Consider the following 24,395-nt stretch of genomic DNA (forward strand, 5'->3'; position numbering starts at 1 on the left):
AAAAACCACCGATGAAAACGGCCATACTCATACATGCCCATACCGATGCCCATTTGCTGAATAGGTTGGTGCAACGTTTGCAGCACCCGCGGGCAGATATATACATAAACCTTGATGCAAAGACCGATATCCTGCCATTTAAGGAAGCTGTAAGCGGAGCTATTTTTCTGAAAAAGAGGGTAAACGTTGTCTGGGGACGATTCTCGCAAGTGGAACAGATGCTTAATTCTTTTTCCGAAGTAGCGCAGCAAGGTATAGAGTATTCCCACATTCTTTTTATCAGCGGACAAGACTATCCTGTAAAACCAATGGGGCAAATAATAGATGTTCTGCTTCAGAATAGGGATAAAAGTTATATTGATTATCACCTTTTGGGCAATGATGATTGGTCTAAAAACGTGAAGAAGCGTTACCAATATTGGCATTTTTTGCCGGAAACTGACGTGCGGAACAATAACTTTATTCGTAAAATTCTGGTTAAAGCGGGGTTTAAGCGTCGTTATCCCATACGTCCTGTATATTATGGGGCATGCTGGATGTGTTTGAATATGCAGGCTGTGGAATATATTCTCAGTTACATAGAACAAAATGCTGATTTCGTAAGGTTCAACCGGTATGTGGGCTGTGCCGATGAATTGTTTTTCCAGACCATTCTTGTGAATTCGCCTTTACGAAACTCATTAAGCAATAATATCCACCGCTACATCGACTGGTCGGACAAGGGTAAACGCCCTAAAACACTCACCCTTGACGATTTGGATAATATTAAAGCATCCGATGCTTGGTTTGCCCGGAAAGTAGACACTGATGTCTCTGCCTCGCTTCTTGATGAATTAGATAAAGGAGGTCTACTCTAAGTCTACCACAGTGATACCTGCTCCGCCAAACTGTACATGTTCGTCCTGATAGTTACACACACCATTAACTCCACGCAAGTAGTCTCTTATTAGTTGGCGCAGTATTCCCGTTCCTGTACCGTGCAGGATACGCACACGCGACACTCCTATCTGAATAGCATCATCGACGAAATACATAACGGCTTGCAGAGCCTCGTCGCCACGCATGCCCCGTACGTCGATATCTTGTTTGAAGTTGAGCTTCTTTTCGTAAATACGTTCGTGGGTTTGGTCGCTCACAAACGTATTTTTTGCATATACATTATCTCTTTTCTGCTGATTTTTACTGACACGCTCAAGGGTATCGAGCTTGACTGTCGATTTTATCATTCCAAAGGCAACAATAGCGTTTCGCCCCTGTATGTCCATCACTTGCCCTACCGAGATTTGCCCTTTTATGCGAACATCGTTACCTACCGAAATAGTTTCGGGCATTTGCGCTTCTTTAGAAGGTTTAGCTTTCTTCTGCTTATTTTTATCCCTGTTTTGCAATTTTTGCATCTTACGGGCTATCTTCTCGTCTTGCAAATCAGATTCTTGGGCTAATCGTTCACGGAATTTAGCCAAATCGGAACGTATATCTTTAGTTTTCTCTTTCTCGGCCTGTGCTTCCTTTATGCTGCGGATAGTATTTTCTATCTTGGCATTGGCTTCGCTGACAAGGCTTTGTGCTTCTTCTTTGGCCTTACGGATGATTTCTTTGCGTTGCTTTACAACATCTTGCAAATCGGTTTCGTAGGTTTGAGTAAGTTCTTCCAGTCGTTTTTCTTTTTGGCGGACGCTTTGTCTTTTCTGTTCCCAATAACGTTTGTCACGGACAATGTCTTGCAGATACTTATCCATATTGATATAATCGCTGCCCACAATCTCAGAGGCATCGGCAATAACATCTTCGGGCAAGCCTATTTTGCGCGCAATCTCGATGGCAAACGAACTACCCGGATTACCGATAGAGAGCGAAAACAAGGGTTGCATCAAGTGCCTGTCGTAGAGCATAGCACCATTTACTACTCCTTTATTTTCGTTAGCAAAGTGTTTCAGATTTTGATAGTGGGTAGTGATGACCCCGAAAGCCCCTTTCTGATTGAAACGTTTGAGCAGCGATTCGGCAATAGCTCCTCCAATCTGAGGTTCGGTTCCCCCGCCAAATTCGTCAATTAGAAGAATTGTTTTACCGTCGCAATTGCGTACAAAATGCTTCATGTTGGTCAGGTGCGAACTGTATGTACTGAGGTCGTTTTCGATAGATTGTTCATCACCTATATCAATGAATACTTTATCGAAAATCCCAACTTTAGAACTTTCGGCAAGGGGTATAAGCAAACCGCATTGCACCATATATTGGAGCAATCCAACGGTTTTGAGGCATACCGACTTCCCTCCGGCATTAGGCCCCGATATAATGAGCAGGCGATTGGTATGGTCGAGCCAGATATCGAGCGGAACAACGGTTTTATTCTGTTTTTTGTGCGACAAATAGAGCAAAGGGTGCTTTGCTTTATCCCATCCTATTTGTTGCGTATTTTCAATTACCGGTTTTATAGCATTTATATCCAATGCAAACCGGGCTTTAGCACGGATAAAGTCTATCCATGCCAAAAAATCGTACGATTGTACAATGTCTGGCACAAGCGGGCGCACTTCGTTTGTGAAGGCAATAAGTATTTTTACTATCTCGCGCCGTTCTTCGCTTTCAAGCTCGCGTATACGGTTGTTGGCCTCCACTACTTCCGATGGTTCTATAAACACAGTTTTGCCCGATGCCGATTCGTCGTGTACAATCCCTTTCAGTTTACGTTTGAAAGCAGGTGCTACGGGTATAACCAAGCGTCCGTCGCGCATGGTGGGTGTAACATCTTTTTCAACAAGGCCTTCGGTCTGAGCCGACCTTAAAATAGCATTCAAACTACGTGATATTCCGCTTGTTGTTTGTGCTATTTCTTTGCGTATGCGGTTTAGTTCGGGCGAGGCATTGTCTTTTATCCGTCCGAATTTGTCGAGAATAGCATCTGTTTTTGATATCAGTTGCGGAAATACAAGAACATCGCCCGCCAAATCCTGTAAGTGAGGGTAGGATGTGTTTTCGTCGTCCTCTTTCTGCAAAAAAGAAACGATGTCCTTTATAGTTTGTAGTGAACGGCGTAGGTCGAACAAAGCATTTTCGTCGAGCCATGTACCTTCTATGCGGATGCCTTTCAGGGCGGGGCGAACATCGAAGAAATAGTTTGCCGGAAATTCGTCTTCTTCTTGCAGAATACGTACAAATTCTTCGGTTTGCGACAATAGGTTTTGTATATGCTCAAAGTTGGTAGAGAAAGCCATTTCATCGGTCTTTTCTATCCCCAAGGAGCTTAAACATTTTGCGGAAATTAATTCGCGTATTTTATCGAAACCTATTTTTGTTTCAAAATTATCTGGATAAATCACTTTTCGGGTCTTTCTTTTTTAGACTGCAAAGATACGAAAAGTCAGGCTTTTCTGTAAATAAAAAAACTGCAAGGCTATTCTTTGGACGAATAAACCTTGCAGGATTGCTAAACTATAATTGTAAAATATAGGGTTTTTTATTCCATTTTCAGGATTACAGACGTACCCATGCCTCCGCCAATGCAGAGAGAGGCTAACCCCAATTTATGATTGCGCCTACCCATTTCGTGCAATAGGGTTACAATAATCCTGTTTCCCGATGCACCGATAGGGTGACCCAAAGCTAAAGCACCACCATTAACATTGGCTCTGTCCATAAACCATTGCTCTGTAACGTTGTGTTCTTTGCAGAGTTCTTTTATAACGGCCAACGACTGTGCTGCGAAAGCTTCGTTTAGCTCTATCAGGTCTATTTCAGACAGTTTGTAGCCCGATTTTTTCAGCACATTGCCAATAGCAGGAACGGGACCCATACCCATATAATTGGGATCGACTCCGGCTTGCCCTGTTGCAACAATTTCGGCCAAAGGTTTAATGCCAAGTTTGTTTACCATTGCCTCGGATGCAATCAGCAGGAATGACGCTCCATCGTTAAGTCCCGAAGCGTTTCCGGCTGTTACCGTTCCGTCTTTTTTGAAGGCAGGTTTCAAGGCTGCCAGTTTTTCGGGCGTACTTGCCCTATTAGGAAATTCGTCGGTGTCGAAAACAATAGTTCCTTTCCGGCTTTCTATTACAACAGGTACAATTTCTTCTTTAAACACACCCTTATCTATTGCCGCGATAGCTTTTTGTTGCGACTTGTACGAAAAACTGTCTTGTTCTTCACGGCTTATATTGTATTTTTCGGCAATATTTTCGGCAGTTATACCCATGTGCACACCGGTAAAGGCATCGGTAAGCCCATCGCAAACCATATGGTCTAAGGCAACCATATTACCCATTTTATGTCCTTGACGTGTGCCGGAACCTACCACAAAACCTGTTCCAGACATCGATTCCGTACCTCCGGCAAGTATTAAGTCCGCTTCGCCCGATTTGATGCTATTGTAGGCCGAAAGAACAGACTTCATGCCGCTACCGCAAATCATATTTATACCATAGGCGGGTACTTCAACTGGGATTCCGGCTTTTACAGAAGCCTGGCGGGCAATTCCTTGTTTTTGGCCTGCGCACAGTACGTTACCCACAATCACTTCGTCCAGAAGGGCAGGGTCTATCTTGGTTTCGCTGAGAATGTCTTTAATAACGGTTGCGCCCAAATCGGCTGCCGATACATTGGCTATGGTTCCTAAAAACTTACCTATTGCCGTTCTCTTTGCCGAAAGGATATATACTTTATTCATGATGATATATAAATTAAAATTTTGTTATGGTGAATAACACAAACAATGTTCTTCTTATTTTTTGAGTCTGGCTGTTAACAAAGGAACAATTTGTTTTACATCGCCCACAATACCCAAATCGGCGACCTGAAAGATAGGGGCGTATTTGTCTTTGTTGATGGCTATAATGTAGTCCGACTCTTCCATTCCTGCCAAATGCTGAATTGCCCCCGAAATACCCAACGCAAAATACACATCGGGACGTACTGTTTTTCCGGTTTGTCCCACTTGGCGGTCGTGCGACACCAGTCCGGCATCTACCATTGCTCTCGAAGAAGATATTTCGGCATTAATGGTTTTTGCCAGTTCGTCGAGCAGTTTAAATGTTTCAACATTACCTACACCACGCCCGCCAGATACAAGAATTTTTGCTTCGGTTATGTCTATCTTATCTTTTTGTTCTTTCACGGTTTCGAGTATCTTCACTTTGAAACGTGAACTGTCGAAGTTGATCTCTACCCGTTCCACATCGCCCGTGCGGTTTGTATCTTTAGTACCCATGCGCATCACACCGGGACGGACGGTCGACATCTGAGGGCGATGCTCCTTGCAGATGATTGTTGCCATAAGGTTTCCGCCAAATGCAGGGCGGGTCATCAATAAGTCGCCATCGTCCGAAACCGCTAAGGCCGTACAGTCGGCTGTCAGTCCGGTTTCCATGCGTGCCGATAGACGGGGGCCAAGATCGCGCCCGATGGTTGTTGCACCGATCAGTACAACCGAAGGTTTTCTGTCTTTCAGTATCTTAGCAACGGCTTGTACATAAGGCTCGGTAACGTAATGTTCCAGTTCGGGAGCGTCTACACAAAGCACGATATCTGCTCCATAAGCAATGACTTCTTGCGCCATGGCCGAAACATTGTATCCGCAAAGGATGGCACATACTTTTTCGTTGAGTGTGCCTGCCAATTCGCGTGCTTTATTGAGGAGCTCCAAGGCTACGTTTTGGATAACGCCTTCGCGTTGTTCAACAAAAACATAAACACCTTTATATTGAGTTTTATCCATAATGATTTCTGTTTTTACTTTATCAGACAATAAATTTTTCTTTTAGCTTGTTCACTATAATATCGGCTGCTTCGATGGACGAAACATCGTCATAGAGCGTACCCATAACCTTAGCCCCTTTGGTGAACGATTTAAAGACACGGGTAGGAGAGCCTTTCAGACCGAGCTTCTCTTCATCTACCTTGATGTTGTCGAATCCCCAGAGTTCAACTTCATGGTCGTAAGCCTCAAGAATGCCACGGACAGACATGTAACGGGCTTTATTGGCTGATGAAAGAACGGTAATAAGGCAGGGCGACTCTACTTGTAACATCTGATATCCTTCTTCCAGAAATTTTTTGATGGTAAAGGTCTTATCGTTATCAAACTCTAAGTCTTCTACGTAAGTAACTTGTGGTAAATCGAGCAATTCGGCTATCTGTGGCCCCACTTGTGCCGTATCGCCGTCGATGGCTTGACGCCCGGTAATGATAAGGTCGTACTGAAGCATACGCAATGCTCCGGCAAGGGCGTTTGATGTAGCCAGAGTATCGGCTCCTGCAAACTTACGGTCGCTAAGATGTATAGCTCGGTCGACTCCCATGGCAAAAGCCTCGCGTAGTATGTCGTCGGCTTGTGCGGGCCCCATTGTAATGACCGTTACATGGGCATTGTATTTATCTTTGAGTTGCAGGGCTATTTCCAATCCGCTTTTGTCATCGGGATTCATAATGCTGGGAACCCCTTCGCGAATCATTGTCCCTTTCACAGGATCGAGTTTAATCTCGGTTGTATCGGGTACTTGCTTTATGCAAACAATTATTTTCATTTTCGATTTAGTTTTTTTAATTAGGAAAAGATTATTTCAACAAATTGGCACTGATAACCATCCGTTGCACTTCGGAAGTACCTTCGTATATCTCTGTGATTTTGGCATCGCGCATCATTCTTTCTACCGGATACTCGCGGGTATAACCGTATCCACCATGAAATTGAACTGCTTTTACGGTCATATCCATCGCTGTTTCGGCAGCAAAGAGTTTTGCCTGAGCGGCTTCGACCGAATAAGGCTGTTTGCAGTCTTTCTTATAAGCAGCCAACCGTACAAGAAGGCGGGATGCCTCTATGCGGGTTTGTAGATCGGCAAGTTGGAATTGTGTGTTTTGGAACTTGGCAATGGGTTTACCGAACTGTTTACGTTCTTTTACGTATTTCACAGTTTCGTCCATCGCTCCTTGTGCAATACCTAAAGCCTGTGCGGCAATACCTATACGCCCGCCATCAAGGGTTTTCATGGCAATCTTGAAGCCTTCGCCCAAACGTCCCAGCATATTTTCTTTAGGAACAATGCAATTTTCCATTATCAACTCGCAGGTTGCGGAACCACGTATTCCTAATTTTTTTTCTTCTTTACCTACCGAAAATCCGGGAAAATCGCGTTCCACGATGAATGCCGATATACCTCTCGTTCCCTGCGATTTGTCGGTCATGGCCATCACTATAAAAATATTGGCTGCCGATGCGTTGGTTATGAATATCTTTGATCCGTTAAGAATGTAATTATCGCCATCTTCAACAGCTATTGTTTGCTGTGTTGCGGCATCTGTTCCGGCATTGGGTTCCGTTAGCCCGAATGCTCCAATCCACTGACCCGAACAGAGTTTAGGAAGATACTTCATCCGTTGCTCTTCTGTTCCGAATTCGTATATGGGAGCAAGGCACAATGATGTGTGGGCAGATACAATAACCCCCGTGGTGGCACATACGCGCGATAGTTCTTCGACGGCCATCGAGTAGATACTGTTGGTTCCGCCTGCACCGCCATATTCAACAGGAAAGGGAATACCCATAATTCCTATCTTGCTCATTTTTTCTACGGTTTCGTAGGGAAAACGTTCTTCTTCGTCAATCTGAGCAGCCAAAGGCTTCACCTCTTTTTCGGCAAACTCACGAATCATTTGTAGAAACAAGTTTTCTTTTTTCGATAATGAAAAATCCATAATGTGTGTGTATATATATTTTTTGTTTTTTAATCGAGCATCATTGGTTTAAGGTCGTCGGCAATGATAAGCGTAGCCTCAGTTGCGGCTTGCACATCTTCCGGGGTAAATTCCGGATGAATTTCCTTCAGTACAAGCCCCTTGTCGGTCACTTCTATCACACCCATTTCAGACACAATGAGATTTACCTGTCCTTTAGCGGTTAGTGGCAAAGTGCACTTTTTCATTATTTTATGACTTCCTTTGGCTGTATGCTCCATTGCCAGAATGACACGTTTTGTACCCACCAGCAGGTCCATGGCTCCACCCATGCCGGGCGTCTTTTTTCCGGGAATCATCCAATTGGCAAGATCTCCTTTTTCATCAACTTGCAATGCACCAAGGATACTGACATCTATATGCCCGCCACGTATAATACCGAATGATGTTGCGCTGTCGAAACTCGAAGCCCCCGGGTGAACCGAAACATAGCCTCCTCCGGCATTGGTAACAGTGACATCTTCTTCGCCTTGGGGTGGAGTAGAACCGATGCCCAGCATTCCGTTTTCGGTATGTAGGATAACATGCACATCTTTAGGTAAATAATTTGGCACAAGCGTAGGCAGACCTATACCCAAATTCACAACATCGCCATCTTTCAGTTCTTTGGCAACGCGCTTGGCTATGACTTCTTTTATCTGATCTTTTTCCATAGTGTCGGTATATTTTAAGTTGTTATTTTTTTTCTTCTTCCATTCTCCTGTATAGCTCTTGAGCAACGTACGAGGCTACATCGTCGGCATAAGTGTTCATGCCGAAACCTGCATCGTAGCCCAGCTCCTTGGCCAGTTCGTGCGTTATACGCGGACCGCCGCAAGCCAAAATAACTTTGTGGCGCAGATTTTCGGCTTCGAGCATCTCGACCAACTCGGTCAGATTTTGTATATGCACATCTTTTTGGGTAACGGTTTGCGATATAAGCAGGGCATCAGCATCCATTTCCAACGCTTTGGCTATAAAGTCTTCGTTGGTAACTTGGCTGCCCATATTGAGCGTCTCGAACATATCGTAACGTTCAAGGCCGTAATGTCCGGCAAAACCTTTCATGTTCATAATGGCATCTATACCAACAGTATGTGCATCAGTGCCTGTGCTTGCACCTATTATCCTGATGGGGCGGCCGATGTAGGTACGTACAAAATCGTCTGTTTCGCCCATATCCCATTTCTTGGCATTGACTTTAGGGACATGTATGTTTGTATAGTCGACAGTGTGTCCGCAACTGCCATAACAGTTGAAGAAGGTGAATCCTTCGGTAAGTTCTTTATGAAAGACAACCAGAGGGTTTTCGAACCCCATTTTTTTCATTAGCTGTTTGGCCGCTTCAACCGCTTCGTCGGTGTCGGGCACGGGTAGGGTAAAACTGATCTGGGTTTTACCATCGTTCATAGTGTCGCCATAAGGCTTTATCTTTGTCAGGTCTAATACCTTATCGAAGTCTTGTGCTTCGGTCGAATATAATCCTCCGCTCATAATGTTTAATTTTTAGAATTATAATTCCTGTTCATAATCTCGATGAAAGGATTAAAATAATTACTACCCTTTTCAACTACACCGTCAAGGCCTTTACCTCCGTCTTTGGGACGTTTCACGTTGCCGAAAATTCCTTTTTCGAGAGCCGGAAATAATCCTTCCGTTTCTATATTCTGGAGTAAATCTGTTGCCTTGTCAAGAACCTGTTGAGCACGTTTTTGCATCATGCCGTCTTTTTTGAAAGTAACTTCGTCGCCTATATTCTTCATGTTATTAAAAATATAGCGGGCGTTTTCGATAGACAGGTACCTGTCGGACATGAAAGGGGTGTGGATAGCCTCGGTTGGCATACCCAACAGTTGCAGTCCCTGCGATGTCCATATGCCTATCATATTGAACAGGGCGTCTTGTATATGGCCTTTAAAAATGTTGCCTGTCATAAATTTTGTGGGCGGCATATACTTGAGAGGGGCATTCGGGAAGATTTCTCTTGTCATCTGTGCTTGTGCAAGTTCCAGAAGGAAACCGTTTTCCAGGTCAGGATCCATCTCGAAGGCATGCCCCAAGCCCATTTGTTCTTCGGGAAGTCCGGCCAAGGCTGCGAGTTGCTCGTTTATGAAATCGGATGCCAGAACGGTATGTGCTTCTTCAACGGCATCGGCTGTTGTGAGGTAATTATCTTCGCCGGTGTTGATGATAACACCTGCAAAACCGTTTATCACCCTCGACATGTATTGGTCAACAATGGTACGTTGCATATTAATATCACGAAACAGGATTCCGTAAAGAGCATCGTTCAGCATCACATCCAGTCCCTCCAGAGCACCCATTGCCGCAATTTCGGGCATACACAGCCCCGAACAGTAGTTGCACAGGCGGATATAGCGGCCTATTTCTTCGCCTACTTCGTCTAATGCTTTACGCATAATGCGGAAGTTCTCTTGTGTGGCATACGTGCCGCCAAAGCCTTCGGTTGTAGCTCCATAAGGAACATAATCGAGCAAGCTTTGCCCTGTGGTGCGGATTACGGCTATAATATCGGCTCCTTGCCTTGCTGCGGCTTGTGCCTGAACAATATCTTCATAAATATTCCCTGTGGCAACAATAACATACAGATAAGGCATAGGGCCTTCGCCTATGGTTGCTATATAATTCTCCCGTTTTTTGCGGCGGGAACTAATTTTTTCTATACATGTATTGATATAAGGCTTCAGAACCTCTACAATTTTTTCGCGTGGTTGTAAAGGTAAGCGCGAAATGTCTATCGAACCTTCCATCACCGCTTCGGCTATTTGCTGGGGTGCACTGCCTGTGTGCAACATGGCGTTGCCCAGATAAAAGAGTACACCTTCGCCTAAAATCCCTTTCTCCTTGAGGTCGTTGATTAGTATATTTGGTAGGGGAGCTTTATTCTCGTCTACACCGTCAATACCTATCAAACGGCACAGGGTACGCTCAACGGCAACGGTTGTATAGTTATCCGCAAAGTTTTGTACATCGTGAGCAATCGCTTTGGCAAGGTTGCGCGCATGTTCTACTTTTGCGAAATCGAGATTTAATTTACTTTCTTGCATAATTTTTTATTTCTTCAAATATTTATTTGCTTTATCGAGCAACGCTTGGTCTACTCCTAAGATACCGGCTATGTGCAATGCCTCGTGCGGAACAGTTTCAGTTCTGTCTTCTACGAGTGTATAGTCAATAAATCGGTTTATATTTTTAAGCGATAACTGCTCGTTTATTCTTTTTTCTACAAATCCTTTAACCCTCAATCTTCGGCATTTTGCAATCAAGCCACTATAATGGGTTGTTATGACTGACAGAACCCTGTTCTCGGTAAAGAAATCAACTAGAGCATTGACCAAAGCCATGCCTTCTGTTGGGTTGGTTGTTCGTGCGGGTTCGTCTATAAGGGCTAATACTTTGGAGCCTCCGTTCACTGATTCAACTATTTTGTTGATTTTCAGCATTTCGGCAGCGTACGACGATAATCCTTGTTGTGTATTCTGGTCATCGCCAATACAAAGGAAAATTTTATCGACCAAGACGATTGAAGCCATTTCGGCAGGAATCCAAAAACCGAACTGTGCCATACTCTGAGCCAATGCCAACGATTTGAGTAAAACGCTTTTCCCTGCCATATTTGCACCTGTAACAACAGTTGCTTCCAGCTCGATACGTATGTCGATAGGCTGATAGGATAGGGCAGTACGTTCCAGTTGACGGGCTACTTCGATATGCCATAAGCCTGTGTAGGATGTTTTATCGTTTACTATTTGTGGCATACAAAGCTTATTCAACACGGCAAACTCCGCTTTGGCTACGATAATATCTAATTGCGCCAAGTTAAGGAGGGTATCCTGCAAAACGGCGTAATGTTCTTTCAGTTGGTTTGTCAAGTCCTTTCTGATACTGTCTTCTATCTCAGACTCCTGTTCCCGAAGTTTTGGCAAGAGGCTGGGGTCTTCGTTCAATCGTATTTCTTTGCGTACAATTGAAAGGTTGGCAGAATAAGCATCATAGACATAAAACTGCGAAACACCTGTGTTTTCGGGGTCCAGCAATTTTACAACTTCAGTCAGGTCAGATAAGGTTATCACCGAGAGATTCGCGTTCGTCATTTCCCTTCTAATCTTTGCGGAAAGCAGAGCCAACTCTTTTATCTCGAAAAGTTCTATATCGCCCAATGTATAGCCATTCTGCAAATAATGGAGAGTGGTACGGATATCTTTCAGTTGGTGCAGGCAGAAGTCGGACAAAGGTTTCCTGCAATTACCATCGCTATCCCAAAGGCAATAGATGGTTTGCAGGGTTTTGTTATAATGGTCTTCCAGTTTAGCCTTGTTATTGGAAAAAGGTGTTTCGTAAAGCATATAACGCCCTATTGACGACTTGATATTCAGACAGTCGAAAATATACCGTAATCCGGCTATTTGGCTCAATGCTTCTTTAAACAACATAATCGGTTTCTATTTTACGAACATCAACAACAGGTACTTCAACCTCTCTCCTTAGGGCATCGCAAAGCGTGTCGGAGTCGAGAAGGTATCCTTCGGGCGACTGTGGGTTAACACATATAGCCAGCAGGTTGTTACGATCAAGAACCTGCAAGGTATGCCCTTTTTTGAGGTATGCGTAAAACACCTCGGGTGTGACGAATATACGACTGAAGTCGCGTATAACAAGGTTTACAGGCACGGGCTGAAGTTTCAGAAAATCTAAAAACTTATTGCCCACAATACCCGAAACAAACAAATGATGACCGTATCTGAAAATATCTTCATTCGAACTATTTTTTTTGAATAAAAGGCTTGAAGCGATATTTAAGTCGTGGACGATATTTTCCCCTTCCTCTTTTGATATTGCATATACTCCGTTTTCTATTCCGGAGAGAGAATTTTTGAGGACGGAATCCACTTCTTCCAAACAAATAAGGTCGTAGATAAATTTTGTTCTGTACACCAGTTCGGGAATGTTGCCCGAAACCGCGGCCCCTGTTGCCAGAATCATGGCCTCCGTAACAGTGGGCGCTCCGGCGCTTAACCGCGAAAGCGCACCGTCTACAATTACCGTATCCACACCTTTTTTCCTCAATCGGGCAATCATTGCTTTTATGCCTGCCGTATCTGACGGGCCTGCAAGTATAATGTTCCCTTTGTTGAGCGCGCGGGCAGTAACGGTTTTGCCCAAGGCTGAATTACGTTCGCTCGTTTCGTCAATTATTGCCGTGAGCTGCTTTTCACGATAGTGTTTTTCGGATGTAACAAACCACATGCCTTCGTACAGGTTTATTTCGGGTTTAGCGGTTTGCATCAGTTGGTCGGTTGTTTCACCATCCAATCCGATAGAAGAAACTGCTATTGTTTTGCCGGAGTTTTTATGAATACTATGCAGAATGTAATTCAAACATTCGGTTTTGCCCGTATTCTTTTCCAAGCCAACAATCGACAGGCTTTTGTATCCTACTATTTTATCTGAAAGCAGCATCTATTTGGTTTACGTTATTTCGACTGATTAACCGTATTACGTACCTTCCGTTCCAGATAAGAAGGTTCGATAGATAATTTTTTCCCTTCGAGCAATTCGGCAACTCCCTCTAAGTGACGTTGTTTCTCGCATTCTTCGCAATAACAAACATCTTTGTAGTCGTCGGGTTCGGTATAAGTAGTGACCACTCCTTCAAAATTTCGTAATGCAACACGATGAGGTGCTTGCGAAATCATGTAGGTAGGCATAACAGGTATCTTGCCACCGCCGCCGGGTGCGTCAACAACAAATGTGGGAACGGCGTAACCCGATGTATGCCCCCGGAGGCTTTCGATAATCTCAATGCCTTTCGATACAGGAGTACGGAAATGCCCAATGCCTAACGATAAATCGCAAACGTATATGTAATAAGGTCTTACACGAATCTTTACTAACTGATGAACCAACTTGCGCATGATGTGCGTGCAGTCGTTTATACCTCTCAACAATACAGACTGATTTCCGAGAGGGATACCGGCATTAGCCATGCGTGCGCAAGCAGCAGCCGACTCTTCGGTTATTTCGTTTGGATGATTAAAATGAGTATTCAGCCAAATGGGGTGGTATTTTTTTAGCATTTCCACCAAATCGTCAGTGATACGCTGTGGCAAAACCACCGGAGTACGCGACCCTATGCGGATAATTTCCACATGTGGAATATCCCGTAGACGCTTTATTATAGATTCCAACATGCTATCGCTTACCAGCAAAGCATCTCCTCCCGACAGAAGTACATCACGAATTTCAGGGTGTGCGGCAATATATTCTATTGCACGGTCTATATTACTTTTGGGCGATTCGTGGTCGTTATGCCCTGCAAAACGCCTGCGGGTACAATGGCGACAATACATGGCACATTGGTCTGTAATCAGGAAAAGAACCCTGTCAGGGTATCTGTGGGTAAGCCCGGGAACAGGCGAGTCGGTATCTTCGTGCAGTGGGTCTTCCAGATCCGAGGGCGAACGGTGCAACTCTTCTATTGTAGGGATAGATTGCTTGCGGATGGGGCAATGAGGATTATCGGGGTCTATCAGACTCAGATAATATGGCGTGATGGCCATACGCAAGGTTTTGAGTGATTCGCGTACACCTTCTTCTTCCGAAGGCGTAAGGATTATATATTTTTTTAGTTGATCGAGTGTTTCTATTCTGTTCCTTACCTGCCAATGCCAATCGTTCCACTGACTGTCGGTAACTTCCGGAAAAAACAATTTTCTATTACTACCCATAAATAATGTTTTATATACTAATATAAAGGCTTGCAGGGTGATTCTTTTCTGCAAACCTTTATTGTGTTGTCCTTAATATAGATTATGCATACAGTTCGGTGAAGACCTCACGCAACTGGTCATTTTCGCGTAATTCCTGCAATGTAATTTCGGCATGGCCTTTGGTGTATCCGTTACCGATAAGCATTGTAACATCGCTGCCCACGCCTTCTGCACCGAGGGCTGCTTTTGTGAAGCTGGTAGCCATTGAGAAGAAATAAACAATACCAGTGTCTTTAGTACACAGTACGCTTGCCATTTCTGTATCGGGGATGTTTACATTGTTTATGGTGATGTCGCACATTTCGCCGTTTGTGAGTTCGCTAACGGTTTTCATAACAGGGATGGGTTGCGTGGCATCGCCAACAAAAACTTCGTCGCAAAAACCTAACTTCACCAAACGGTCGGCACTACTTTGCGAATAACATAAGCCTATAACCTTGCCTGTAACGCCTGTGCGTTTACGAGCCTCGTAACAGCATAACATACCCGATTTACCACCGGCTCCGATAATAAATACTGTATCGCCCGGTTTAACGAGTTTGGCTGTTTGGGCAGGAGCTCCGGCAACATCAAGAGCCGAAAGAGCAAGTTTTTCGGGAAGGTCTTCCGGTATTTTTGCATAAATTCCGCTTTCAAAAAGAATAGCCTTACCGTCTATGTCTACTTGATCTACATCGCTACGGATTTCTTTTATTTTATCTATCCTTAAGGGGGTGAGCGACAGAGATACAAGAGTAGCTATTTTATCACCTTCCTTAAGGTCTATTTTTCCTTTCAGGGCATCACCTATTTTTTCAACCACGCCAAGCAACATACCACCCGATCCGGTAACCGGATTGCGGTGTTTTCCTTGCTTTTCAACAATGTCGAGCATTATTTCGGCTATTTTTTCTTCGTTACCCCCCGCTTGTTCGTATATCTGCGTGAAGCTTGCCGAGTCTATATTCAGTGTGAGTACATCTATGAGTATTTCGTTGTCATAGATTTCGTCCATATTGTTGTCTAATTTGTCGGCAGGTTGAGGCAACACGCCTTTAGGTTTTATTACTCTGTGTAATCCGTATTTGTCTCCTTGTTTCATAGATAATATTATTGTTATTTTGTTTTCTTAGTAAATATTTCTGAGTAGGGATGAGGGGCTTATGCAAGCCCTAACATTTGGCGAGCTTCGGCAGGAGTAGCTATTTCGCGTCCGAACTCTTTGGCCAAACGCACTACTTTTTCAACCATTTCGCCATTCGATTTTGCTAAAACACCTCTCGACAGATAGATGTTGTCTTCAAAACCAACACGCACATGCCCTCCGTCAATAATGGCAAGCATGGCAAGGGTAAACGCATAGCGGCCTACACCCGTAACGCAATAAGTGGCATCGGCAGGCAGGCTATGACGCATAAAACTGAAATCGCGAAGATCGCCGCCAATTCCGCCATTGACACCCATCACCATATTGAAGTGCATGGGCGACTTAATGAACCCTTTTTTACCTAAGCGTATGGCCATCTCTATCATACTTTTGTCAAAGACTTCGAGTTCGGGTTTTATATTCCGGTCTATCATTCTCTGTCCGAAGTTCTTGATGGTAGTTTCGGTATTCATGAATACTTCATCACCGCCAAAGTTGAGAGTACCACAATCGAGCGAAGCCATTTCGGGGTTCAGCTCTGTTGGTTGCAGGCGTTCATCGTCAGTCATTCCAACAGCACCACCCGTTGAGGGCAGGATAATCACATCAGGACATACTTTCTTGATGGCTTCTATCACCACCCTAAAACGTTCTCTGTCTTGTGTAGGCGTTCCATCGTCGTGTCTTACGTGCAGGTGAATAATACTTGCTCCGGCATCGTAAGCCGATTTAGCTTCGCGAACACATTCTTCAACAGTATAAGGAACCGCAGGATTATGCTCCTTTGTGACTTCGGCACCACTGATAGCTGCGGTAATAATAAGTTTTTCCATATTTTTTCTTTTTATCAGAGTTAAACAAATTTAAATCAGACCAGTGTGTGGTATCTGTTTAAAATAAGAAAAGGTGAGTTTAATGAGATTACCCCTTCCGTTGGCATTTTTTTGGTACAACACAAGTTCCGCTTGCCCGGCAAACAACTACGGGTTCGTCCAAAAAATCGGCTGCCGATTCAGAGATATCCGTACGGGGAATAACCACCTTGCGAGCCTCGAATACCATTTTGCGGGAAGAATTACCAACATGAGTGATTTCGCCCACCGCTTCTATATAATCTCCGGCAAATACAGGAGCCAGAAATTCTATGTTATCGTAAGCCGCGAAGAGGCCTTCGTCTCCATCGTGTATGATTAGCAACTCGGTGGCTACATCCCCGAAAAGCTGTAACATCCGGGCGCCATCAACCAAATTGCCACCATAATGGGCGTCATGTGCGCTCATTCGTAATCTTATCATTGATTTAATAGGTTTTTCCATGGTATTAGTATGTTTTTTTATTTAATATTTGTTATTACTTTACTATATAATCGACCAATATAGCCGGAGTGCGTACGTTTTCGGGAGCTATTTGGCCCACCTCAACAAGTTCTTTTACTTCGGCTATAACTAAATCGGCAGCGCTTGCCATTAGTGGGTTGAAGTTTTGTGAAGTGCCTTTGTACGCAAGATTTCCGTTTTTGTCGCCTACGCTGGCGCCAATCAGTGCGATGTCGGCTCTTAAAGGTTTTTCGAGGAGGTATTCTTTGCCATCTACTTCAATCACTTGTTTATTTTCGGCAACTATCGTTCCTACTCCTGTTGCTGTAAGGAAACCGCCTAAGCCCGTTCCTCCGCAACGAACCCGTTCGGCCAAAGTACCTTGAGGTACAAACTCCACTTCAATCTCGCCACTGTTCATCTGCTCATTGGAGTGGGGGTTGGTTCCTATATGCGAAACGATCAGTTTTTTCACTTTCTTTTCAACAACTAATTTGCCTACACCAACATCCGGAAACGACGAATCGTTGCAAATCAGGGTCAGGTTTTTTACACTGCTTTTGGCCAAGGCGTCTATAATGGCGCATGGTGTGCCATTGCCTAAAAAACCGCCAACCATGATTGTCATCCCATCTTTTACTTTGGAAACAGCTTCGTTGACAGATATAAATTTATTCATGCGTTAAAAGTATTTTGGTAGGTTGTATAATTCATTATATACATTTGATTGTATTCAAATATACGGACTAATTTAATTACAAAAAAATAATAAAATATCATTTTGATACTATTGCGGAATGTTATATATCATATTATTTCGTGGATGGCTTATCTGTAAAGTGTTTGTCCATAAATGTTACAGTACTTATCATGGCGTATGCTTTAGGACATATATTCGGTTTTTGCATTTGGTATATTTGAGATTAAAAGGTTTCTTTATGTTACTTTTTTGTCTTATAATTATTCAATTAGGTATCAATTTGATTATGATGTGTTGTTTTGTTTTTATTATCTTTGCTCCCAAGCGAAAACTTTTATAAAAAGTAATTCATAAGTATAATGAAGAAGATATTTATATTAACTTTTTTGTTGTTTAATGTTTCGATTGTTACCTCTCGTGCCCAAAAACTGAATATTGAAGAGGGTTTAGCCTCTTACTATTCGAAACGTTTCCATCTGGCACGGACGGCAAGCGGAGAGCTTTACCACAACGACAGTTTAATTTGCGCACACCGCACTCACCCGTTTGGAACATTGTTAGAAGTTCTTAACGAAAAGAACGGAAAATCGGTCATTGTGAGAGTTGTAGATAGGGGGCCTCACCGTAAAAACAGGATTATAGACCTCTCGTATGCCGCTGCCGAAAGATTGGATATCGTAAGCCACGGTTTGGCTCATGTAAAGGTATTGAAGTACGAACCAACGCCCTTTGTGCCCATAGAAGATTTAGAAGAGGGGAAAATTCAACCTTTGCCCGTATCGCCTGTTATTGAGAAAAAGGTGTCTGATGCGATTAAACATAAACATCGTTAAGACAAATAGGTTTGTACTGCTAAATTTATTATTTTCGCTAAAACAGTTTTCAGGTTGTAATTAATTAAATTGTATTCAGAATATGAAATCGTCAGTTTTATTGGCTATAGGGGTAGGAGCAACAGCCGTGATAGTGCTGTCTGTTATAAGTGCAAAACAGAAAAAAAAGAAAAGAAGGAAACCTGTTTATTTCCAGATCGTATAAACGTAAAAAAAGCTGTTCATTTTGACCAAAAAGAACAGCTTTCTTGTTAAATATAGATTCCTGTAATTTATATATTCTTTATAATATCGAGGGCTTCTTTACAAAGCTGGGTTATTTTATCCCAATCTTTTGCGGCAATGGCATCTTTGGGGAAAAGGTTGGAGCCCATTCCTACGGAATTAGTACCTGCGCTGAACCATTTCGTTAAATTTTCTTTGGTGGGAGATACTCCTCCGGTAACCATTATGTTAGACCACGGCATCGGACCTTTGATATTCTTTACAAAGGCAGCTCCCATAACATCTCCCGGAAAAACTTTGACAATTTCGGCTCCGAGTTCTTGTGCGTATCCAACTTCCGACACCGAACCACAGCCCGGAACATAAGCAACCTGCCGTCTGTTACATACCTTAAATATATCGGGGTTGAGTAGGGGACCCACAACGAAGTTCGCACCCAATTGCAGGTAGAGTGAAGCTGTGCCGGCATCAATAACAGAACCAACGCCTAAAATCATGTCGGGGCACTCTTTTTCAGCCCATTTATTTAGTTCGCCAAAAATCTCGTGGGCAAAATCGCCTCTGTTTGTAAACTCAAATACTTTTACACCACCCGCATAACAGGCTTTTACCACCTGTTTAGCTGTTTCTAAGTCTTTGTGATAAAAGACGGGAACCATTTTAGTTTCGCCTATCGTTTGGCATACTTCTATTCGTGAAAATCTGGCCATATTCTTATATATTTTTGATTCAAACAAAAAACATTAAAAGCAGGGATATTTTATCGAGACACACGCCCTGAACCGTCTCCTTTCATCAATGTTTCTACTTCGGCTACCGAAACAAGGTTGAAGTCGCCATAAATAGTATGCTTCAAACAAGAGGCAGCTACTGCAAAATCCAATGCCTTTTGGTCGTTACCATCGTATGTAAGCAGGCCGTATATGAGTCCGCCCATGAAAGAATCGCCACCACCAACACGGTCTACTATATGGGTAATATCATACCGTTGCGATTGGTATAGCTTGTCGGAATACAAAACCCCTCCCCAAGTATTATGGTTGGCGTTGATAGAACCGCGAAGCGTAATAATTACTTTTTGCGCACGGGGGAAATGTTCTTTCAGTTGCCGACATACCGACTCGAATTCCGCATCGTTGATATCTCCTCCTGTATTAGTCACATCAAAGCCTTGTGGTTTGATGCCAAATACTTTCTCGGCATCTTCTTCATTGCCGAGTATCACATCGCAGCCTTCAACCAAGGCAGGCATTACTTCGGATGCTGTTTTGCCATATTTCCATAAGTTTTTGCGGTAGTTTAGGTCGGTCGATACGGTGATTCCCATTTCGTTGGCAACCTTTATAGCTTCTAGACAAACATCGGCAGCCCCTTGCGATATTGCAGGAGTTATCCCTGTCCAGTGAAACCAACCGGCATCTTTAAAAACTTCACGCCAGTTAATCATCCCCGGTTTTATCTCGGCAATGGCAGAGTTGGCCCTGTCGTAAATGACTTTCGAACCACGCGATACGGCTCCTGTTTCGAGATAGTAAATACCTACACGGTCGCCTCCTCTGGCAATATTGCTTACACCTACATTATATTTCCGCAGATTTGCAATACACCATTCTGCTATATCATTCTTGGGCAGACGGGTTACATAATCGACCTCAACGCCAAAGTTAGCCAGCGATACAGCCACATTAGCCTCACCACCGCCAAAGGTTGCGGATAGGTTTTCAGACTGAACAAAACGTAAATATCCGGGGGTTGCCAAGCGCAACATTATCTCGCCAAAGGTTACTACTTTTTTCATGATTAAAAGAGAGTTAAGTTTTGTATATTTTGTATTGAAAATTATATGAACATAAAAATATGTTTTTTATTCGGAAAAACCAAAACAGGATTGTATTTAAAGTCTTTTCTGAAACAAAAGAAAAAGCCTGTTGCTCTTTCTGAGACGAACAACAGGCTTTATAGGATTTAGGTCTGTGCTTTTATTTAAGACTTATTTCTCTCAACATTTCTTCGGTCATTTTGTCCAAATCGTATTCAGGGTTCCATCCCCATTCTTGGCGAGCCAAATGGTCGTCCATGCTGTCTGTCCAAGAATCGGCTATAGCCTGACGGAAATCGGGCTTGTATGTTATCTCGAAGTTAGGGATGTGTTTCTTTATCGAATCGGCCACCATTTTTGGTGTTACACTAAACGCCGTTACATTGTAACGGGTGGCGTCAGTCAGTTGCGATTTATCGGCATGGAATAAGTCGAAAGTACCTTTTATACAGTCGGGCATATACATCATCGGCAACATGGTGTTTTCGCTAAGGAAACACTCGTACGATCCTTTAGCAATAGCATCGAAGTAAATAGCTACGGCATAGTCTGTTGTACCACCACCGGGAGCTGTTTTATGGCTGATAATACCCGGATAGCGTAACCCGCGAATATCCATGTCGTATTTGGCATTGTAATAGCTACCCAATAACTCGTTTGCTACCTTATTAATACCATACATGGTGGTAGGGTATAGCAAAGTGCGTTGGGGAGTCATTTCGTGGGGAGTGTCAGGGCCGAAAGCAGCAATAGAACTGGGAACAAGAATACGTTTTATACCCTTTTCGCGAGCTACTTCAAACATATTTACTGTACCGTTCATATTGACATTCCACGCCAATTGTGGATTTTTTTCACCCACTGCCGACAGGATTCCTGCTAAATGAACAATGGCATCTACTTTATACTCATCTATTGCATTTGCAATTGCTTGGCGATCTGTTACATCTAAACTGATGAAAGGACCACTTTCAAGTATTTCTTGTTTAATTTTAGGGGAAACGTCGGATGCTATTATATTATCGTTTCCATATTCTTTGCGGAAAGCAAAAAGCAGTTCAGAGCCTATCTGCCCGCCACAACCCGTAAAAAGTATTTTTTTCATATATTATTTTACTACTTTCAGTTCTTTTCCGATTTTAATGAATGCAGCGATACATTTATCAAGATGTTCTTTTTCGTGAGCTGCCGACAGCTGAACGCGGATACGTGCTTCGCCTTTAGGAACCACAGGGTAGTAGAACCCGGTTACGTAGATACCTTCGTCCAACAACTTAGAGGCCATGTCTTGCGATAGTTTTGCATCGTAAAGCATAACAGCACAGATAGCTGATTGCGTAGGTTTGATATCGAATCCTGCTTCTTGCATTTTAGAAACGAAATAATCTACGTTTTCGTGCAGTTTATCTTGGCGTTCGTTTGTTTCGTCCATCATTTCGAACATACGGATACCTGCACCTGCTACCATTGGAGGTATTGAATTAGAGAACAGGTAAGGACGAGAACGCTGGCGGAGCATCGAAATAATTTCTTTGCGACCTGTTGTGAATCCACCTATGGCACCACCAAAGGCTTTACCCAATGTTCCGGTAAGTATGTCTACTTTGCCACGGCAGTTATATGCCTCAGTAACACCACGGCCTGTTTTGCCAACCACACCAGCAGAGTGGCTTTCGTCTACCATTACAAGAGCCTCATATTTATCGGCCAACTCCATAATTTTGTCCATTGGAGCAACATTACCGTCCATCGAGAAAACACCATCTGTAACAATAATGCGGAAGCGTTGCGCTTGCGCTTGTTTCAAGCAGTTTTCCAGTTCTTCCATGTTGGCATTGGCATAACGGTAACGTTTTGCTTTACACAAACGCACCCCGTCAATGATAGAAGCGTGGTTAAGAGAATCTGATATGATCGCGTCTTCTTCGCCCAAAAGAGGTTCAAATACACCTCCGTTTGCATCGAAGCAAGCTGCATATAAGATTGTATCTTCTGTTCCAAAAAAGTCAGATATTTTTTGTTCCAGTTTTTTATGAATATCTTGCGTTCCGCAAATAAAGCGTACGGACGACATGCCAAACCCGCGTTCGTCCAGAGCTTTTTTTGCAGCGTCGATCAACTCTTCGTTGTCCGACAAGCCCAAATAGTTGTTTGCACAAAAGTTAAGAACTTCTTGTCCTGAATTAACTTTAATTTCTGCACTTTGGGGAGAAACAATGATTCTCTCGTTTTTGAATAAGCCCTGTTCTTCGATAGAAGCTAATTCGTTTTGTAGATACGATTGAAATTTTCCGTACATAGCTTTTATATTCTAAAATGATATTTTTAATTCAATTTACTCCTTTCCGAAAGGATTATGTATTATAATCGACTAATGGAGTAACAATATTTTCATTGCTACTCCATTATATATTCAAATTATTTTTTTACGACAACTTATGTATAACCAAACCTGAACGTAGTTTAGGCTCGAACCATGTTGTTTTTGGAGGCATGATGTTGCCTGTGTCGGCAATGTCCATCAATTGCTTCATTGTAACAGGATAAAGGGCAAGTGCTACAGCCATTTCTCCACTGTCAACACGTTTTTTCAATTCACCAAGTCCGCGGATACCACCAACAAAGTCGATACGTTTGTCCGAACGTAGGTCTTTGATGCCTAAAATATCGTCAAGTATATATTTTGAAGAAATGGTTACGTCAAGCACTCCGATTGGATCATTATCATCGTAAGTTCCTTCTTTAGCTGTTAAAGCATAGCAAGTACCATTCAGATAAATTGAGAAATGATGAAGACCTTTAGGTGCGTCCATTTCAGATCCGAGTTTTTCTACGGTGAAATGTTCTTTCAATTTTTCTACAAACTGCTCAGGAGTCAATCCGTTCAAATCTTTAACTACACGATTGTAGTCAATGATGTTCAGTTGATTGTCGGGGAAGCATACTGCCATAAAGTAGTTGTATTCTTCGTCTCCTTTGTGGTTTGGATTTTGTTTTGCTTTTTCAGCACCAACCAATGCGGCAGCAGCCGAACGGTGGTGGCCGTCTGCTATATACATATCGGGTATTTTAGCAAAAGCTTCGGTGATGAATTTAATGTCATCTTCGTTGCTGATTACCCAAAAATGGTGTCCGAATCCGTCAGGTGCAACGAAATCGTATTCCGCAGGACTTTGAATGATTCTTTTTATCAAATTATCCAATCCTTCGTTGTTTGGATATGCAAAGAAAACAGGCTCAACGTTTGCGTTGTTAACACGAACGTGTTTCATACGGTCTTCTTCTTTATCGCGGCGAGTCAACTCATGTTTTTTGATATGACCATTCATATAATCGTCAACGTGAGCACAAACAACTAAACCATATTGTGTTCTTCCGTCCATAGTTTGTGCATACACGTAATAGTTTTCTTTATCGTCTTGCACTAACCAGCCTTTATCCTGAAACATGTTGAAGTTTTCAACAGCTTTTTGATATACTTCAGGAGCATGCTCATCTTTACCCGGTTCGAAATCGATCTCAGGTTTAATGATTCTATATAAAGATTTCTCGTTGCCTTTAGCTTCTTCTCTTGCTTCTTCCGAGCTTAATACATCATAAGGACGAGATACAACTTCTTGTACTAACGCTTTTGGAGGGCGAACGCCCTTAAATGGTTTAATTACAGCCATAACTTTAATCTTTTTGGTTCTATGATATTATTTATAGATTAATAATTTCGTGCTGCAAAGATAATGAAAGAGTTTATCGAATAATCAAACTCCGGCATGTTATTTCTGCAAATATTCTGTAAAACATATTTTGTAAGCAAAATAGGCTTATGGTCCTTAATTTGTAGTCAGATTGCTTACAATATGCGCAAAAATAGCTTTTA

General features: G+C 42.9%; 22 protein-coding genes. 2 read left to right on the top strand and 20 right to left on the bottom strand.

Annotated features, from left to right (window positions below; genetic code table 11):
* Positions 1-11: 11 nt before the first annotated feature.
* Positions 12-857, top strand: coding sequence for a beta-1,6-N-acetylglucosaminyltransferase (locus M2132_RS01170; protein WP_280670478.1), 846 nt, complete (start codon positions 12-14; stop codon positions 855-857).
* On the opposite strand, the gene M2132_RS01175 is transcribed toward M2132_RS01170, so the two are convergent.
* From M2132_RS01175 to M2132_RS01245, 15 genes are all read right to left on the bottom strand, one after another.
* Positions 849-3,323: an endonuclease MutS2 gene (locus tag M2132_RS01175; RefSeq protein ID WP_280670480.1), complete on the bottom strand. Its 2,475-nt coding sequence runs from the start codon at positions 3,321-3,323 to the stop codon at positions 849-851. The two genes, M2132_RS01170 and M2132_RS01175, sit on opposite strands and share 9 nt — an antisense overlap.
* A gap of 137 nt (positions 3,324-3,460) precedes the next feature.
* Positions 3,461-4,666: an acetyl-CoA C-acetyltransferase gene (locus tag M2132_RS01180; protein ID WP_280670482.1), complete on the bottom strand. Its 1,206-nt coding sequence runs from the start codon at positions 4,664-4,666 to the stop codon at positions 3,461-3,463.
* 54 nt (positions 4,667-4,720) lie between these two features.
* Positions 4,721-5,713: an electron transfer flavoprotein subunit alpha/FixB family protein gene (locus M2132_RS01185; RefSeq protein WP_280670485.1), complete on the bottom strand. Its 993-nt coding sequence runs from the start codon at positions 5,711-5,713 to the stop codon at positions 4,721-4,723.
* Between the two features lie 22 nt (positions 5,714-5,735).
* Positions 5,736-6,521, bottom strand: a complete 786-nt coding sequence (locus M2132_RS01190; RefSeq protein ID WP_280670487.1) for an electron transfer flavoprotein subunit beta/FixA family protein — start codon at positions 6,519-6,521, stop codon at positions 5,736-5,738.
* A 31-nt stretch (positions 6,522-6,552) separates the two neighbouring features.
* Complete coding sequence (locus tag M2132_RS01195; RefSeq protein WP_280670489.1) at positions 6,553-7,692, bottom strand: acyl-CoA dehydrogenase; 1,140 nt, start codon at positions 7,690-7,692, stop codon at positions 6,553-6,555.
* A gap of 29 nt (positions 7,693-7,721) precedes the next feature.
* Complete coding sequence (locus tag M2132_RS01200; protein ID WP_280670491.1) at positions 7,722-8,384, bottom strand: 3-oxoacid CoA-transferase subunit B; 663 nt, start codon at positions 8,382-8,384, stop codon at positions 7,722-7,724.
* 22 nt (positions 8,385-8,406) lie between these two features.
* Positions 8,407-9,204 carry an OAM dimerization domain-containing protein gene (locus M2132_RS01205; RefSeq protein WP_280670493.1) on the bottom strand — a complete coding sequence of 266 codons (798 nt, stop codon included), beginning with the start codon at positions 9,202-9,204 and terminating at the stop codon, positions 8,407-8,409.
* Positions 9,205-9,209: 5 nt separating this feature from the next.
* Positions 9,210-10,778 carry a lysine 5,6-aminomutase subunit alpha gene (locus tag M2132_RS01210; RefSeq protein WP_280670495.1) on the bottom strand — a complete coding sequence of 523 codons (1,569 nt, stop codon included), beginning with the start codon at positions 10,776-10,778 and terminating at the stop codon, positions 9,210-9,212.
* 6 nt (positions 10,779-10,784) lie between these two features.
* A complete protein-coding gene (locus M2132_RS01215; protein ID WP_280670497.1) occupies positions 10,785-12,164 on the bottom strand; it encodes a MutS-related protein in 1,380 nt (459 codons plus the stop codon).
* Positions 12,154-13,191 carry a hypothetical protein gene (locus tag M2132_RS01220; RefSeq protein WP_280670499.1) on the bottom strand — a complete coding sequence of 346 codons (1,038 nt, stop codon included), beginning with the start codon at positions 13,189-13,191 and terminating at the stop codon, positions 12,154-12,156. The genes M2132_RS01215 and M2132_RS01220 overlap by 11 nt, the downstream gene beginning before the upstream one ends.
* Before the next feature lie 14 nt (positions 13,192-13,205).
* Positions 13,206-14,459 (bottom strand): lysine 2,3-aminomutase, encoded by a 1,254-nt coding sequence (gene ablA, locus M2132_RS01225; protein WP_280670501.1) that lies wholly within the window; start codon positions 14,457-14,459, stop codon positions 13,206-13,208.
* Positions 14,460-14,541: 82 nt separating this feature from the next.
* Positions 14,542-15,582 carry an L-erythro-3,5-diaminohexanoate dehydrogenase gene (locus M2132_RS01230; RefSeq protein ID WP_280670503.1) on the bottom strand — a complete coding sequence of 347 codons (1,041 nt, stop codon included), beginning with the start codon at positions 15,580-15,582 and terminating at the stop codon, positions 14,542-14,544.
* Between the two features lie 59 nt (positions 15,583-15,641).
* On the bottom strand, positions 15,642-16,460 hold the full coding sequence (locus tag M2132_RS01235; protein ID WP_280670505.1) for a 3-keto-5-aminohexanoate cleavage protein: 819 nt from the start codon (positions 16,458-16,460) through the stop codon (positions 15,642-15,644).
* 88 nt (positions 16,461-16,548) lie between these two features.
* The gene (locus M2132_RS01240; RefSeq protein WP_407932405.1) at positions 16,549-16,908 is read right to left on the bottom strand and encodes a hotdog domain-containing protein; all 360 of its coding nucleotides are present in this window, start codon (positions 16,906-16,908) and stop codon (positions 16,549-16,551) included.
* Positions 16,909-16,978: 70 nt separating this feature from the next.
* Positions 16,979-17,623, bottom strand: coding sequence for a CoA transferase subunit A (locus M2132_RS01245; RefSeq protein ID WP_280670509.1), 645 nt, complete (start codon positions 17,621-17,623; stop codon positions 16,979-16,981).
* Between the two features lie 380 nt (positions 17,624-18,003).
* Here M2132_RS01245 and M2132_RS01250 point away from each other — a divergent pair, with 380 nt between their 5' ends.
* Positions 18,004-18,477 carry a septal ring lytic transglycosylase RlpA family protein gene (locus tag M2132_RS01250; protein WP_280670511.1) on the top strand — a complete coding sequence of 158 codons (474 nt, stop codon included), beginning with the start codon at positions 18,004-18,006 and terminating at the stop codon, positions 18,475-18,477.
* Positions 18,478-18,749: 272 nt separating this feature from the next.
* Here the strand turns inward: M2132_RS01250 and M2132_RS01255 are convergent, their stop codons facing one another.
* The 5 genes from M2132_RS01255 to M2132_RS01275 form a co-directional block, all read right to left on the bottom strand.
* The gene (locus M2132_RS01255) at positions 18,750-19,412 is read right to left on the bottom strand and encodes a bifunctional 4-hydroxy-2-oxoglutarate aldolase/2-dehydro-3-deoxy-phosphogluconate aldolase (protein ID WP_280670513.1); all 663 of its coding nucleotides are present in this window, start codon (positions 19,410-19,412) and stop codon (positions 18,750-18,752) included.
* A gap of 50 nt (positions 19,413-19,462) precedes the next feature.
* Complete coding sequence (locus M2132_RS01260; RefSeq protein ID WP_280670515.1) at positions 19,463-20,500, bottom strand: sugar kinase; 1,038 nt, start codon at positions 20,498-20,500, stop codon at positions 19,463-19,465.
* 181 nt (positions 20,501-20,681) lie between these two features.
* Entirely contained in the window at positions 20,682-21,626 is a 945-nt protein-coding gene (locus tag M2132_RS01265; RefSeq protein WP_280670517.1) for an NAD-dependent epimerase/dehydratase family protein, read from the bottom strand.
* A 3-nt stretch (positions 21,627-21,629) separates the two neighbouring features.
* Entirely contained in the window at positions 21,630-22,820 is a 1,191-nt protein-coding gene (kbl, locus tag M2132_RS01270; RefSeq protein WP_280670519.1) for a glycine C-acetyltransferase, read from the bottom strand.
* 127 nt (positions 22,821-22,947) lie between these two features.
* Positions 22,948-24,192 carry a DUF1015 domain-containing protein gene (locus M2132_RS01275; protein WP_280670521.1) on the bottom strand — a complete coding sequence of 415 codons (1,245 nt, stop codon included), beginning with the start codon at positions 24,190-24,192 and terminating at the stop codon, positions 22,948-22,950.
* Positions 24,193-24,395 lie beyond the last annotated feature (203 nt).

The organism is Dysgonomonas sp. PH5-45 (assembly GCF_029893235.1).
Taxonomy (GTDB): Bacteria; Bacteroidota; Bacteroidia; order Bacteroidales; family Dysgonomonadaceae; genus UBA1309.